Genomic DNA, 13,733 nt, shown 5'->3' with positions numbered 1-13,733 from the left:
TGTCACACGGAGGCTTCGACCTTGGCGTCGTCGTTCTCGGGCGCGGGACGCGCGCGGGAAGCGCGGGCCGCGACGAGATCGCGGGCCGTGCCCCAGACGCCGCGGCGGAACAGCAGCACGACCACGATGAAGATCGCGCCGGTGATGATCCCGGTCTCCTCGAACCCGGCGCCGGCCAGGTAGTCGTTCAGCTCCACGATCAGCGCGGCGCCGACGGCCCCGCCCCACAGGGTGCCGATGCCGCCGAGGACGACCATCATCACGGCCTGGCCCGAGGTCGTCCAGTACACGCCCTGGAGGGACGCGAAGCCGTGCCCGACGGTGAACAGCCCGCCCGCCAGGCCCGACAGGGCGGCCGACAGGACGAAGGCCAGCAGCTTGTAGCGGTCGATGCTGTAGCCGAGCGCCCGCGCCCTGTTGGGGTTGTCGCGGATGGACATCAGGACCCTGCCGAAGGGGGACCGGACGATGCGCCAGGCGGCGAACAGCCCGACCAGGATGAACGGCAGCGCGGCGTAGTAGAAGAAGAACGGGTCGGACAGGTCCAGCCCGAACAACTCCCTGGGGATGCCCTGCAGGCCGTTCTCCCCGCCGGTCGCCTCCCTCCACTGGTTGGCGATGAAGTACACCATCTGCGCGAAGGCCAGTGTGACCATGGCGAAGTAGATGCCGCGCAGCCGGACCGACAAGAAGCCGATCGGGACGGCGAGGGCGGCCGCGAAGGCGGCGCCGCCCAGCACGGCCACGGGGAACGGCAGCCCGGAGTGCAGCGCGATCAGGCCGGTGGCGTAGCCCGAGCCGCCCCAGAAGGCCGCGTGCCCGAACGACAGGAGTCCGGTGAAGCCGAGCAGCAGGTCGACGGCGGCCGCGAACAGCGCCCAGCAGACGATGTCCAGCGCGACCGGCGGGTAGATGAACCAGGGCAGGACGAGCGCCACCACGAGCCCGGCGGCCAGCAGGACCGGCCGTCCGGCCAGCTTGGAGAGGATCACAGGTTCTCCTCGGCGGTCACAGGGCCTCCTCGCGTCCGAACAGGCCGGCGGGGCGCCACAGCAGCACGGCGGCCATCAGGATGAACACCAGCGTCTGCGACAGCGACGGGACGTAGTAGTTGCCGAGGGCCGACACGAGCCCGACCGCGAACCCGGCGGCGACCGAGCCGAACACCGACCCGAGGCCGCCGATCACCACCACCGCGAACACCGTGATGATCAGGTCGGAGCCCATCAGCGGGTTGACCGCCCGCATCGGCGCGGCGAGCACGCCGGCGAACGCGGCGAGCGCGATGCCGAACCCGAACACCGGCGTCACCCAGCGGGCGACGTCGATGCCGAGGGCGCGCGACAGCTCGGGCCGCTCGGTCGCCGCCCGGACGATCATGCCGACGCGGGTCCGGGTCAGCACCACCCACACGGCGGCGCACACCAGCACCGACACCGCCAGCACGAACACCTGGTACGTCGGGTAGGTGAACAGGCCGAGGTCGATCGACCCCTCCAGCGCGGACGGGCGCGGATAGGGCTGCGACTGCACCCCGTACCGCCGCTTCACCAGGTCCTGCAGGATCAGCGCGAGCCCGAAGGTGAACAGGAAGTTGTAGAGCGGGTCCAGCGGCGCGAGCCGGTGGATGAACAGCCGCTCCAGCAGCACGCCCGCGATCCCGAGGGCGACGGGCACGATCACCAGCGCGAGCCAGAAGTTCACGCCGAAGGAGTCGAGCAGCACGAAGGAGCCGAACGCGCCGAGCATGTAGAACGCCCCGTGCGCGAAGTTGACCACGCCCAGCATCCCGAAGATGACGGCCAGGCCGAGGGCGAGCAGGGCGTAGAACGCCCCGCCCACCAGCCCGTTGAACGCCTGTTGCAGCACGTCGCGGCCCGCCTAGAGGGAGCAGGACGGGTCGGGCTGCTGGAACGCCTCCGCCGCCGGGATCGTGCTGAGGATCTTCTCGTAGTCCCAGGGCTCCTTGACCTCGCTCTTGGGCTTGACCTCGGCGACGTAGGCGTCGTGGGTGAGCAGGTGGTCCTCGGCGCGGATCGTGCCGGTGGAGGTGAACGCGTCGTTGACCTTGGCGCCCTCGAGCTGCTTCACCACATCGTCGGACTTGTCGGTGCCGCCGCGCTGCACGGCCTCCAGGTACTGCAGCGCCGCCGAGTAGTCGGCCGCCTGCACGGCCGTCGGGCGGGCGCCGGTCTTGGCCTTGAACTTGTCGGCCCAGGCGCGGTTCCCCTGATTGGCGTTCCAGTACCAGAAGTCGGTGAAGCGCGTCCCGGCCAGGGCGTCGGAGCCGAGCGAGTGGATGTCGGTGATGAACATCAGGCCCGCGGCGAGCTTCACGCCCTTCTCGCCCAGCTTGTACTCGTTGTACTGCTTGACCAGGTTGACGAGGTCACCGCCGGCCTGCATGGCGCCGAGCACCTGCGGCTTGGGCTTCAGGCCCGGCGCCTTCAGCAGGAACGTGGAGAAGTTGTCGTTCGGGAACGGCGTCGGGTCGCTCTTCACGACGCTGCCCCCGGCGCCCTTGATGGCCGTGGTGAACGTCTTCTGCATGTCCTGCCCGAACGCGTAGTCCGGGTAGACGATGTACCAGTTCTTGCCGCCGTCCTTGGTGACCCCGGTGCCCGTCCCGTGGGCGAGCATGTAGCTGTTGTAGCCGTAGTGGAAGGTGTACTTGTTGCACTGCTTGCCTTCCAGCTCGGTCGTCGCGGCGCCGACGTCGATGAACAGCTTCTTCTTGTTCTTGGCGACGGTGGCGACGGCGAGCGCGGCGGACGAGGTGGGCACGTCCAGGATCAGGTCGGCCTTCTTGCGGTCGTAGAGCTCCTGGGCCTTGGAGTTGGCGACCTCGGGCTTGTTCTGGTGGTCGGCGGAGATGACCTCGATCTCGTCGGTCACGGCCTTGCCGCCGTACTTGGCCTTGAAGTCGGCGACGGCCATCTTCACCGCCTCGACGGCGTTCTTGCCCGACAGGTCGGCGTACACGCCGGACTGGTCGGTCAGCACCGCCAGCACGATCTTGTCGTCGCTGATCTTGCCCCCGCCCCCGCCGGGTCCGCCCGCGCAGCCGGCCAGCAGCGCTCCGGCGGTCGCGAGCGCGGCCGAGCGTCCGAGAACTCTCATCGGGGTCTCCCTATATTCCGAGGTACTGGAGGAGTTCGCTCTCGCGGGCGCGGACCTCGTCGTTGTCCATGGACTCGACGATCCGGCCCTCGGCGAGCAGGTGGTGGCGGTCGGCGACGGTCGCGGCGAAGTGCACGTTCTGCTCGATGAGCAGGACGGTCACCCCGGCCGCCTTGACCTCGCGGAGGATCTCGCCGATCTGCTGGACGATCAGCGGGGACAGGCCCTCGGTGGGCTCGTCGCACAGGAGCAGGCGGGCGCCGGTCCGCAGCACCCGGGCGAGCGCGAGCATCTGCTGCTCGCCGCCCGACAGCTTCGTCCCGGGGAACCGGCGCCGCTCCCGGAGGCGCGGGAACGTCTCGTACACCCGTTCCAGCGACCAGGGGCCGGGGCCCGTCACGGGCGGCAGGGTGAGGTTCTCCTCCACCGAGAGCGTCGCGAAGATGCCGCGGTCGTCGGGGACGTAGCCGAGGCCCCGCCGGGCGCGCTTGTGCGGGCTGAGGCCGGAGATGTCCTCGTCCAGGAACCGGACCGTTCCGGACGCGCCCCGGTGGAGCCCCATCAGGGAGCGCAGGAGCGTGGTCTTGCCGGCGCCGTTGCGGCCGACGAGGGTGACGATCTCGCCCTCGTCGACGTGCAGCGACACCTCGCGCAGCGCCCGGGCCTCGCCGTACCAGGCGGACAGTCCGTCAATGCGCAGCATGGGAGTCTCCGAGGTAGGCGGTGACGACGCGGGGGTCGTGGCGGATCTCGGCATAGGGGCCTTCGACGAGGACGCGGCCGTGCTGCAGGACGGTGACCCGGTCGGCGAGGCTGGAGACGACGCTCATGTTGTGCTCGACCATCACCACGGTCCGCCCGGCGCGCACCTTCTTGATGAGGTCGACGGTGCGGCCGACGTCCTCGACGCCCATGCCGGCGGTCGGCTCGTCCAGGAGCAGCACCTTCGGGTCCAGCGCGAGGGCCAGCGCCAGTTCGAGGGCGCGCTTGCGGCCGTAGGCCAGCGCCCCGGCCGGGACGTCGCCGTGCTCGTCGAGCCCGACCTGCCCGAGCAGTTCGGCGGCGCGCTCGGAGTGGCGGCCGAGCGCCTTGTCCGAGCGCCAGAACCGCCAGCCGAGACCCGTGCGCCCGGCGAGCGCGAGCTCCACGTGCTGGCGCGGGGTGAGCTCGGCGAACAGGCTCGTGATCTGGAACGACCGGGCCAGGCCGAGCCCCGCGATCAGCTCGGGGCGCTTCCCGGCCAGCTCGTGCGCGCCGAGCCGGACGCTGCCCGCGGTCGGCTTCAGGAATCCGGTGAGCAGGTTGAACAGCGTGGTCTTGCCCGCGCCGTTCGGCCCGACCAGCGCGTGGACGGACCCCTCGGCGACGTCGAGGTCCACGCCGTCCACGGCCCTGAAGCCGCGGAACTCCCTGACCAGGCCGCGCGCCGCCAGCACCGGGGCCTTTCGGTCCGGGTCGCCCATGCGCCCTCCTCGCGCTCGTGGTGGACGGCCCGAACCGCACTCGGGCCGCCGTGACCGGGAACGCTAGGTGGCACCCGCGGACCGGACCATGTGACCGGCACCCACATTCGGATGTCCGGATACAGGTGTGAGCCACATCACGCGCAGGTCACGACCACGGGCACATGGCCGGGTGAGCCGATATGTGTGCGGGCCACGTGGCAGCGGTCACAACCGGCGCTCACCATGGCGGGCATCTGACGTCCGCCCCGAGGAGCCGGAATGCCCATCGTCCGACCCGCCCTTGCCGCCGGCACCCTGGCCGGCGCCCTCACCGCGGCCCTGGCCGTGCCCCTGGCCGTGCAGGCCGACGCGCGGCAGGACCCCGCCTGCGCGTCCGGGCTCGCGGTGCCGGGGGCGGAGAAGCAGGTGGCCGCCTGCCTCGACGACCTCACGACCGCGGGGACGGTCGGCTCGGGCCACACCGTCCCGGCCGACTGGGCCGGGCTGCACGCCGCCGGGACGCGCAACCCGTCCGGGGTCCGGGGCATCCAGCTGGACGGCTACTTCCCCGACACCTCGACGTTCAACACCAACAACGGCTGGAACCACGACGCCCAGTTCGTCATCCGCCTGCCCGAGCGCTGGAACGGCGGTCTCGTGGTCGCCGGCCCTCCCGGCAACAGGCGGCAGTACGCCAACGACTTCACGATCTCCGACTGGGCGCTCGCCAAGGGCTACGCCTACGCCGCGACGGACAAGGGCAACAGCGGCACCGAGTTCTTCAAGGACGGCCGCCGCCCCGGCGACGCCGTCGCCGAATGGAACGACCGGGTGACGCAGCTCACGCGGGCCGCCAAGAAGGTCGTCGCGAAACGGTACGGGCGCGCGCCCCGCCGCACGTATGCGGCGGGCATCTCCAACGGCGGATACCTCGTCCGCTGGCAGTTGGAGAACCGCCCGGAGCTGTACGACGGCGGCATCGACGCGGAAGGCACGCTCTGGCGCGCCGACGGCCCCAACCTGTTCACCTACCTCCCGCGGGTTCTGCGGGCCTACCCGTCGTACGCGGCCACCGGAGACCCGTCCGCCCGCAAGGCGCTCCTGAACGCGGGCCTCGCCCCCGGCTCGGAGTTCCTCTGGCCGTTCCACGACCAGGTCTATTGGAAGCTCACCCAGCGCATCTACCGCGCTGAATTCGACCCCGCCTACACGGGAGAGGAGGCCGACTACAACTACGCCGTACGTCCGGAGAGCGTCCACCGTGCCGTCGCCCGCGTGGCGCTCACGGGCCGCATCCGCAAGCCCATGATCACCCTGCACGGCACCTACGACGCGCTCCTGCCCATCACCACCGACTCCGACGTCTACGCGAAACTCGTCCGCGCCAAGGGAAAGGCGCCCTACCGCTACTACCGCCTTGAGGCCGCCAACCACGTCGACGGCCTCTACGACTCCTTCCCCGACCGCCTGCGCCCGCTCCTGCCCTGCATGCGCACGGCCTTCACGGCCCTGGAGTCCTGGACGCAGCACGGCACCACCCCACCGAAGAGCGCCACGCTCCCCCGCCCCACGTCGGGCGACACCGTCAACACCTGCTCCATCAGCTAGGGGACACCATGAGACCCACCCCGTTCCTCGCGGCCGCCGCCCTCGCCTTAACGACCGTCAGCGCGTCACCCGCGTCCGCGGCCGCCGCCGCGCTTCCCCGCCACTCGATCAGCGCCTCGTACGTCAGCGGCGTCTCGTCCGGCGGCTACATGGCCGACCAGCTGCACATCGCCTACTCCGGGACGTTCCGGGGCGCCGGCATCTTCACCGCCGGGCCCTACCACTGCGCGCGGGGGAACCTGACGACCGCGCAGCTCGCCTGCATGAACGACATCTACGACGACAACCCGGCGGAACTGGAACGGACGGCCCGCGACCGGGCGGCGCGGGGAAGCGTCGATCCCGTCAGCAACCTGTCCGGGCATCCGGTGTGGATCTATCACGGGACGAACGACTCGACCGTGAAGCAGTCGGTGAACGACGACCTCGCCGGGCTCTACCGGAACTTCGGATCCGCCGTCTCCTACACCAAGACCTCGCAGGCCGGGCACGCCTGGGTGAGCCCGATCGGCCCCAACCCCTGCTCGGCCACCTACACCCCCTACATCAACAAGTGCGGTGACGACCCGGAGCGCTCGATGCTGGGGCACCTGTTCGGGTCCGTGGCCTCGCCCGCCCCCTCACCCGGCGGCACGCTCATGGAGTTCGACCAGAACGCCTACGCGACGGGCGGAAGCGCCTCGTCCATCAGCATGGACGCGACGGGCTTCGCCTACATCCCGGCGAGCTGCCAGTCGGGGACGTGCAGGCTCATGGTGGCGCTGCACGGGTGCCAGCAGGGGCGGAGCGTCGTCGGCAAGGCGTTCGCGACGAAGACCTACCTCAACGAGTACGCCGACACCAACGGCATGATCGTCCTGTATCCGCAGGCCACCGCGTCCAGCTGGCTGGGCGGCAACCCGCAGGGCTGCTGGAACTGGTGGGGCTACGGCGGCGACACCGCCTACGACATGAAGGGCGGCAGGCAGATCGAGACGATCATGCGCATGGTGCACGCCCTCGGCGGCTGATCCTCACACTCTTTCGCCATGCGAAGGCGGCCTGGCCCCGGAGGAGTTCCATCCCGTGGAGATCACCGCCAAGGGGGCCTCCTTCCCCGGGCGCATCCACCGGGGGGCCGCGCTGACCGTCACCGTTTCGAGCGCGTCCAGGCGAGCAGGTCGTCGGCCGTGAGGGTGTTGACGACCTGTGACGCCGGCACCCCGCACCGGGCGGCCCGCTCGCAGCCGAACGGCTGCCAGTCGAGCTGCCCGGGCGCGTGGGCGTCGGAGTCGATGGAGAAGCGGCAGCCCGCCTCGACCGCCAGGCGCAGCAGGCGCTTCGGCGGGTCGAGGCGCTCCGGGCGGGAGTTGATCTCGACGGCGACGTCGTAGGCGGCGCAGGCGTCGAAGACGAGCGCGGCGTCGAACTCCGACTCCGGGCGCAGGCCGCCGCGCTTGCCGCCGGCCTTCACGATGCGCCCGGTGCAGTGGCCGAGGACGTTCACGCGCGGGTCGGCGATCGCCGCGACCATCCGCCTGGTCATGGCGACGCGGTCCATGCGGAGCTTGGAGTGCACGCTGGCGACGACGACGTCGAGGCGGTCGAGGAGATCGGGCTCCTGGTCGAGGGCGCCGTCCTCCAGGATGTCGACCTCGATGCCGGTCAGGATGCGGAAGGGCGCCAGGGAGGCGTTGAGCTCGGCGACGACGTCGAGCTGGCGGCGCAGGCGGTCGGCGGACAGGCCGCCCGCGACCTTCAGGCGCGGCGAGTGGTCGGTGAGCGCGAGGTACTCGTGGCCCAGGGAGCGGGCGGTCTCGGCCATCTCCAGGATCGGGGACCCGCCGTCCGACCAGTCGCTGTGGGTGTGCAGGTCGCCCTTCAGGGCCGAGCGGAGCGCGGCCGTGGCCTCGTCCAGCGGCTCCCCCTCGGTCGCCTCCAGGCGCCGCAGGTAGACCGGGGTCTCGCCGCGCAGCGCCTCCTCGATCACCAGGGCGGTGACCTTGCCGACGCCGGGCAGCGCGGTGAGCGTCCCGTCGCGGGCGCGGTCGGCCAGCTCGTCGGGGGCCGTCTCCTCCGCGCGTGCGGCGGCCGTGCGGAACGCCCGCACGCGGTAGGTCGGCTCATGGGCGCGCTCCAGCAGGAACGCGATGCGGCGCAGCGCTTCGACGGGCTCCACGCCTCGCACCGTACCCAGGTATGACCCGGCACGTCCCACCACGGTGTCATCCGAGCGAGACCGGGGCTGCCTAGCCTGGTGCTCATGGCCGGGGAGAACCTCACACTGCGCGGCGTCCTGCGGGACGTGCTGCTCGCCGCCGCCGTGACCGGCAGGGCGGACCCGGCTCCGCTGACCCGGCCGTGGCCCCTGCTGCTGCGCTGGACGCGGTACATCGGCGTGGGGCGGCTGCCGTACGGGCTGGTGGCGAACCTGTTCGGGCTGGCCCTGACCGTCGGGCTGGTCGCCGGGACGGTGTCGCTGCTGTCCACCGAGACGATGCGGCGCGGCCTCTACGTCTCGGACGGCACGAAGCTCTTCATCGCCGTGGCGGTGACGGCGCCGCTGGCGCTGCGGGACCGGCACCCGCTCGGCGCATGGCGGCTGAGCTTCCTGGCGATGGCGCTGATCGACATCGACGGCTGGCTGACCGTCCCCTACGTCCCGGCGGGCGCGTTCGCGGCGATCGTGACCGTGTACACGGTCGCGGTGCGCTGCTCGCGCGACGTCACGCTGGGCGTCGCGATCATCTCCTTCGCCGGGGTGTGGCTCAAGGACCCGGAGACCGGGGCCGGGGCGTCGGTGCTGCTCCTGCTTCCGCTGGCGGTGGGCTACGCCGTCCGCGTCCGGCAGACGTCCCGGCGCGAGCTGGCCGAGCAGGAGAGGCGGCACCAGGACGCCGAGGCGGTGCTGACCGAGCGGCAGCGGATCGCGCGGGAGCTGCACGACGTCGTCGCGCACCACATGTCGATGATCGCCATCCAGGCGGAGGCCGCGCCCTACAAGGTCGAGACCGTCCCGGACGAGACGCGCCGCGACCTCGCCGAGATCCGCGCGACCGCGCTGGACGCGCTGACGGAGCTGCGCCGCATCCTCGGCGTGCTGCGCGCGGAGGACGGCGCCGAGACCGCCCCGCAGCCGAGCCTGGAGCGGCTGGACGAGCTCGTCGGCAACGCGCGCGGCGCCGGTCTGCGCGTGGAGACGCGGCTGAGCGGCGACCTGGCGGAGCTGCCCCCCGGCGTGGGGCTCACCGCGTACCGGATTCTCCAGGAGGCGCTGAGCAACGCCATGCGGCACGCGCCCGGTTCCCGCGTCGAGGTCGAAGTGTCCTGCGATGACGGCATAGTGTGGCTCGGCGTCGTCAACGGCCCGCCCGCGGGCGGACGGGGGTCCGTCCCGCCGCTTCCGGGCGGCGGCCACGGGCTGGTCGGGATGCGGGAGCGGGCCGCCGCGCTGGGCGGCGAGCTGACCGCCGGCCCCACGTCCGAGGGAGGATTCGCCGTGACCGCATCGCTGCCGGTGAAGGCGCGGGACGCGACGTGACGATCCGGGTCGTGATCGTCGACGACCAGGGCATGGTGCGCACCGGTTTCGGCGTGCTGCTCAACGCCCAGCCCGACATCGAGGTCGCGGGCGAGGCCGCCGACGGCGCGGAGGGCCTGCGCCGCGTCGCCGAACTGCGCCCCGACGTGGTGCTGATGGACGTCCGGATGCCGGTGATGGACGGCCTGGAGGCGACCCGCCGACTGCTCGCGGACGCCGGGGACGGCCTCCCCAAGGTCCTCATGCTGACAACGTTCGACCTGGACGACTACGTCTACGAGGCGCTGCGGGCGGGGGCCAGCGGGTTCCTGCTGAAGGACGCGTCCGCGACCGAACTCGCCGAGGCGGTGCGGGTGGTGGCGGCGGGCGACGCGCTGCTGTCCCCGTCGGTCACGCGGCGGCTCATCGCGGAGTTCTCCCGGCTCGGTGGCCCGCGCGCGCCGTCCCGCAAGCGGCTGGAGGAGCTGACCGAGCGGGAGACCGAGGTGCTCGGGCTGGTGGCGCGCGGCCTGTCCAACGGCGAGATCGCCGGGCGGCTCGTCGTCGCCGAGCAGACCGTCAAGACGCACTTCGGGCGGATCCTGATGAAGCTCGGGCTGCGCGACCGTCCGCAGGCGATCGTCTACGCCTACGAGGTGGGGCTGGTGCGGCCCGGCGACTGATGCCGGCCGCCTCCCGTCATACCGGGGGCGCATCTCGTCATACCGGGGGCGCACGGCGCGGGACGGCACCGTGGGCCGATGTGCGCTCACACGTCTGATTTCTACCTTCCTGATCAGTGCTCCGCTTCACTGACCAGGAAGGACGGGCCGGATGCCCAGCGTTCGCAGGACCGTCGCCGCCGTTTCCGTGCTGGCCGCGGCCGGCTCCACGGCCGCCGCCGGGCACGCCGAGGTGTACGCGCCGCCGGCCCCGGCACCCGCACTGTCGGCTCCGGCACTCGACGCCCGCTACCAGGCCACCGGCCGGGACATCACGCGCGCTCTGGCCATCGCGAGGCGTGTCCACGACGAGGGACGGGCGCGGGCGCTGTCCGCCTTCCTGGGGCCGGGCCGGCGGTTCCTGTCGTTCGACCCGCGAGGCGACGGGCGCGCCGTGGAGGTCCTGGGCGACCTCAGGCACGCCGACCGGATCGCGGTGGTCGTGCCCGGCGCGGACAACTCTCTGGCCAACTACGACTCGCCCAAGTTCGTCGGCGGCGGCAGCCGGGCGCTCGACCGGCAGGTCCGCGCCGCCGCGCCCGGTGCGCGGATCGCCGTCATCGCCTGGCTCGGCTACGACTCCCCCTCGACGCTGAGCACCCATGCCCTGAGAAGCGGACATGCGGAGAAGGGGGCGCGGGCTCTCGAACGTCTCCTCGCCGGCGTGCACCGCGTGAACGGGCGGGCCCGGTTCGCCCTGCTCTGCCACAGCTACGGCTCGGTGGTCTGCGGCAAGGCCGCCCGGCGTCTGGCGCCCTTGCCGGTGGACGAGATCGCCCTGTTCGGCAGCCCCGGCACCACCCTGCGCCACGTCTCCGACCTCGGGACGTCCGCGCGGGTCTGGGCGGGCCGGGCGAAGGGCGACTGGGTGCGGTACGTCCCCCACGTCCGCCTCGCGGGGCTGGGGTTCGGCGCCGATCCCGTCTCGCCCGGCTTCGGCGCCCTGCGCTTCGACGCCGGGACGGGCCCGCACAGCGGCTACCTGAAGCCCGGCTCCCTCGCGCTGCGCAACCTCGCCCTGATCGCCCTCGGCCGCGACGCGGAGGTCACCCATGCCTGAAGACGGGAGCCCTGGCGAGGACGGGTACCGCGACCGGGCCGTGGACGCCCTGCGCGCCTTCGCGATCCTCGGCGTCGTCCTCGGCCACTGGCTCGTCACCGCGCTCGTCCTGGACGCCCCGGGCGACCGGCTGCACGTCACCAGCCCGCTCAAGACCATGCCCGAACTGGCGCCCCTCTCCTGGGTCCTGCAGACGCTCGCCGTGTTCTTCCTCGTCGGCGGCTACTCGGCGGCGAGGAGTCTGCGTCCCGGCGAGCACTGGAGCCATCGGCTGCGGCGGCGCCTCGCGCGCTTCGCCCGGCCCCTCCCGGCCCTGGCGATCATCTGGATTCCGGTCGCCGCGACCCTGTCGTGGGCCGGTCTCCCCGGAAGCAGCGTCCGCACGCTGATCCAACTGGTGCTGAGCCCGCTGTGGTTCCTCTGCGTCTACGCGGTGCTGACGGCGTTCACCCCGCTCATCGCGGCGGCCTGGAACCGGTTCGGGCTCGCGGGGGCGGCGCTCCTCGTCGCCGGGACCGCCGGGATCGACGTCGGCCGCTTCGCCCTCGGCGCGCCCGGCTGGACGGGCTGGGCCACCGTCCTCACCGCCTGGCTCCTGCCGTTCTACCTCGGCATCGGCTGGTCGGGCGGAGCGCTGCGGTCCCGCCGGGCCGGGCTCGCCCTGCTGGGCGGGGGCGCCGCGGCGACCGCGCTGCTCGTCCCGCTCGCCGGATACCCGGCGAGCATGGTCGGCGTCCCGGGCGCCGCGGTCTCCAACCTCAGCCCGCCGACACTGGCGGCGGTCGCGTTCGGCCTCGCCCAGACGGGCCTCGCGACGCTGCTGCACGGGCCCCTCACCCGCTGGACGCGACACGCCCGGGCACGGTCGGCGATCGCGGCGGCCAACCGCTCCGCGATGCGGATCTATCTCTGGCACCAGACGGCGATGATCTTCGTCACCCTGGGGGCGCTGCTCGCGTTCGGTAGCCTGAACGGGTTGCACACCGTTCCCGACCGGCCGGAATGGATCGCCGAGCGCCTGGCGTGGCTGGTCGCCTTCGGCGGAGCGCTCGCCGCCGGCGGGGCACTGGCCGCCGCCTTCCCGAGACCGCGGCGACACGCGCGGGACACGCCGCCCCCGGGAACCAACGCGGTCCCCGGCCCGTACTTCTCCAGAGGCGTCTCCTGATCCACCGGGGGTGAGCCGGGCCCACGCTGACGATCTTCGATGGTAGAAAGGCGACGATGCCGCCGCTCCTCACGACGACCTCGCCGCGCCCCCCGCGACGGCATGCCCGCCGCCTCCGGCGGGCCACCGCCGCCGCCGCGTCCATCGGCGTGGTGATGCTGACGACCGCCGGGACGGGCCACGCCGACCCGTACGCGGCGCCCGTCGCGGTCCCCAGGATGGCGCCCTCGACTCTGGACATCCGGTACGCCGCCGAGCGGCGCTCCATCGAAGAGGCCCTCAAGACGGCGGAGAAGGTCGGCGACACCGACCGGCGCGCGTCGCTGGGCGCCTTCCTCCAGCCCGGACGCCGTTTCCTCTACTTCGACCCGCGCGGCCGCGGGCGGGCCATCGAGGTCATCGGCGACCTCACCCGGGCGCGGCGCGTCGCGGTGCTCGTCCCCGGCGCGGACACCACGCTGTCCGCGTTCGACAAGCGCGGCGGCAAACCCTGGTCGACGCCGGGCGGGGGCGCACGCGCCGTCTACCAGCAGGCCCGTTCCCTGTCGCCGGAGCCCGGCCTGGCGGTCGTCGCCTGGCTCGGCTACGCGGCGCCCAAGACGTTCAGCAGCGACGTCCTCACCGCCGAGCGGGCCGCCGAAGGCGCCGTCCGTCTCCGCACGTTCATGAAGGGCGTCCACCAGGTCAACCCGGGCGCGCGTGTGGGTCTCCTCTGCCACAGCTACGGCTCGGTGGTCTGCGGCCGGGCCGCCTTGAGCGATTCCAGGAGCGCCGCCTGGAGGCAGGTCACCGACATCGCCCTCTACGGCAGCCCAGGGACGACCGCCTGGTCGGCGTCCAGGCTAAGCGGGTCGGCCCGCGTCTGGGCGGGCCGGGGCTCGACCGACTGGATGGAGGACGTCCCGCACGTGCGGTTCCTCGGGCTCGGCCTCGGTCCCGACCCGGTCTCCACCGGGTTCGGCGCCCGGGTCTTCGACGCCGGACACGGAGGCCACAGCGACTACCTCGCCCCCGGCTCCGCGTCCCTGCGCAACCTCACCGACATCGCGCTCGGACGCGCCTCCGCGGTGACCCCGGGCTGACCCGTTTAGCCGCTTCCGGCAAGGACACC

The 13,733-nt window shown here is 72.5% G+C and carries 13 protein-coding genes; 7 read left to right on the top strand and 6 right to left on the bottom strand.

Annotated elements, in window-relative coordinates:
* Window positions 1-2 precede the first annotated feature (2 nt).
* From AB0H37_RS04825 to AB0H37_RS04805, 5 genes are read right to left on the bottom strand one after another with little or no spacing between them, the layout of a single operon-like run.
* Window positions 3-992, bottom strand: a complete 990-nt coding sequence (locus AB0H37_RS04825) for a branched-chain amino acid ABC transporter permease (RefSeq protein WP_179836482.1) — start codon at window positions 990-992, stop codon at window positions 3-5.
* 16 nt (window positions 993-1,008) lie between these two features.
* Window positions 1,009-1,869, bottom strand: a complete 861-nt coding sequence (locus AB0H37_RS04820; protein WP_329087719.1) for a branched-chain amino acid ABC transporter permease — start codon at window positions 1,867-1,869, stop codon at window positions 1,009-1,011.
* A gap of 12 nt (window positions 1,870-1,881) precedes the next feature.
* Window positions 1,882-3,120: an ABC transporter substrate-binding protein gene (locus AB0H37_RS04815; protein WP_179836484.1), complete on the bottom strand. Its 1,239-nt coding sequence runs from the start codon at window positions 3,118-3,120 to the stop codon at window positions 1,882-1,884.
* Between the two features lie 10 nt (window positions 3,121-3,130).
* A complete protein-coding gene (locus AB0H37_RS04810; protein ID WP_179836485.1) occupies window positions 3,131-3,823 on the bottom strand; it encodes an ABC transporter ATP-binding protein in 693 nt (230 codons plus the stop codon).
* Window positions 3,810-4,583 (bottom strand): ABC transporter ATP-binding protein, encoded by a 774-nt coding sequence (locus AB0H37_RS04805; RefSeq protein WP_329087715.1) that lies wholly within the window; start codon window positions 4,581-4,583, stop codon window positions 3,810-3,812. The genes AB0H37_RS04810 and AB0H37_RS04805 overlap by 14 nt, the downstream gene beginning before the upstream one ends.
* Window positions 4,584-4,844: 261 nt before the next feature.
* Between AB0H37_RS04805 and AB0H37_RS04800 the strand changes: the two genes are divergently transcribed.
* Entirely contained in the window at window positions 4,845-6,173 is a 1,329-nt protein-coding gene (locus tag AB0H37_RS04800) for a tannase/feruloyl esterase family alpha/beta hydrolase (protein ID WP_360611411.1), read from the top strand.
* A gap of 8 nt (window positions 6,174-6,181) precedes the next feature.
* Window positions 6,182-7,183 (top strand): PHB depolymerase family esterase, encoded by a 1,002-nt coding sequence (locus AB0H37_RS04795; RefSeq protein WP_360611409.1) that lies wholly within the window; start codon window positions 6,182-6,184, stop codon window positions 7,181-7,183.
* 119 nt (window positions 7,184-7,302) lie between these two features.
* Here the strand turns inward: AB0H37_RS04795 and AB0H37_RS04790 are convergent, their stop codons facing one another.
* Window positions 7,303-8,331, bottom strand: coding sequence for a PHP domain-containing protein (locus AB0H37_RS04790; protein WP_229810144.1), 1,029 nt, complete (start codon window positions 8,329-8,331; stop codon window positions 7,303-7,305).
* 84 nt (window positions 8,332-8,415) lie between these two features.
* Between AB0H37_RS04790 and AB0H37_RS04785 the strand changes: the two genes are divergently transcribed.
* From AB0H37_RS04785 to AB0H37_RS04765, 5 genes are all read left to right on the top strand, one after another.
* Complete coding sequence (locus AB0H37_RS04785; RefSeq protein WP_360611407.1) at window positions 8,416-9,693, top strand: sensor histidine kinase; 1,278 nt, start codon at window positions 8,416-8,418, stop codon at window positions 9,691-9,693.
* On the top strand, window positions 9,690-10,355 hold the full coding sequence (locus tag AB0H37_RS04780) for a response regulator transcription factor (protein WP_329087705.1): 666 nt from the start codon (window positions 9,690-9,692) through the stop codon (window positions 10,353-10,355). Before AB0H37_RS04785 ends, AB0H37_RS04780 begins: the two co-directional genes overlap by 4 nt.
* 151 nt (window positions 10,356-10,506) lie before the next feature.
* The gene (locus tag AB0H37_RS04775) at window positions 10,507-11,454 is read left to right on the top strand and encodes an alpha/beta hydrolase (protein ID WP_360611405.1); all 948 of its coding nucleotides are present in this window, start codon (window positions 10,507-10,509) and stop codon (window positions 11,452-11,454) included.
* The gene (locus tag AB0H37_RS04770) at window positions 11,447-12,622 is read left to right on the top strand and encodes an acyltransferase (RefSeq protein ID WP_360611403.1); all 1,176 of its coding nucleotides are present in this window, start codon (window positions 11,447-11,449) and stop codon (window positions 12,620-12,622) included. Before AB0H37_RS04775 ends, AB0H37_RS04770 begins: the two co-directional genes overlap by 8 nt.
* A 56-nt stretch (window positions 12,623-12,678) precedes the next feature.
* Window positions 12,679-13,704, top strand: coding sequence for an alpha/beta hydrolase (locus tag AB0H37_RS04765; RefSeq protein WP_360611401.1), 1,026 nt, complete (start codon window positions 12,679-12,681; stop codon window positions 13,702-13,704).
* Window positions 13,705-13,733 lie beyond the last annotated feature (29 nt).

Origin of the sequence: Actinomadura sp. NPDC023710 (assembly GCF_040639875.1) — a bacterium.
Taxonomy (GTDB): domain Bacteria; phylum Actinomycetota; class Actinomycetes; order Streptosporangiales; family Streptosporangiaceae; genus Spirillospora; species Spirillospora citrea.
This window is presented reverse-complemented; position numbering and strand designations above follow the sequence as displayed.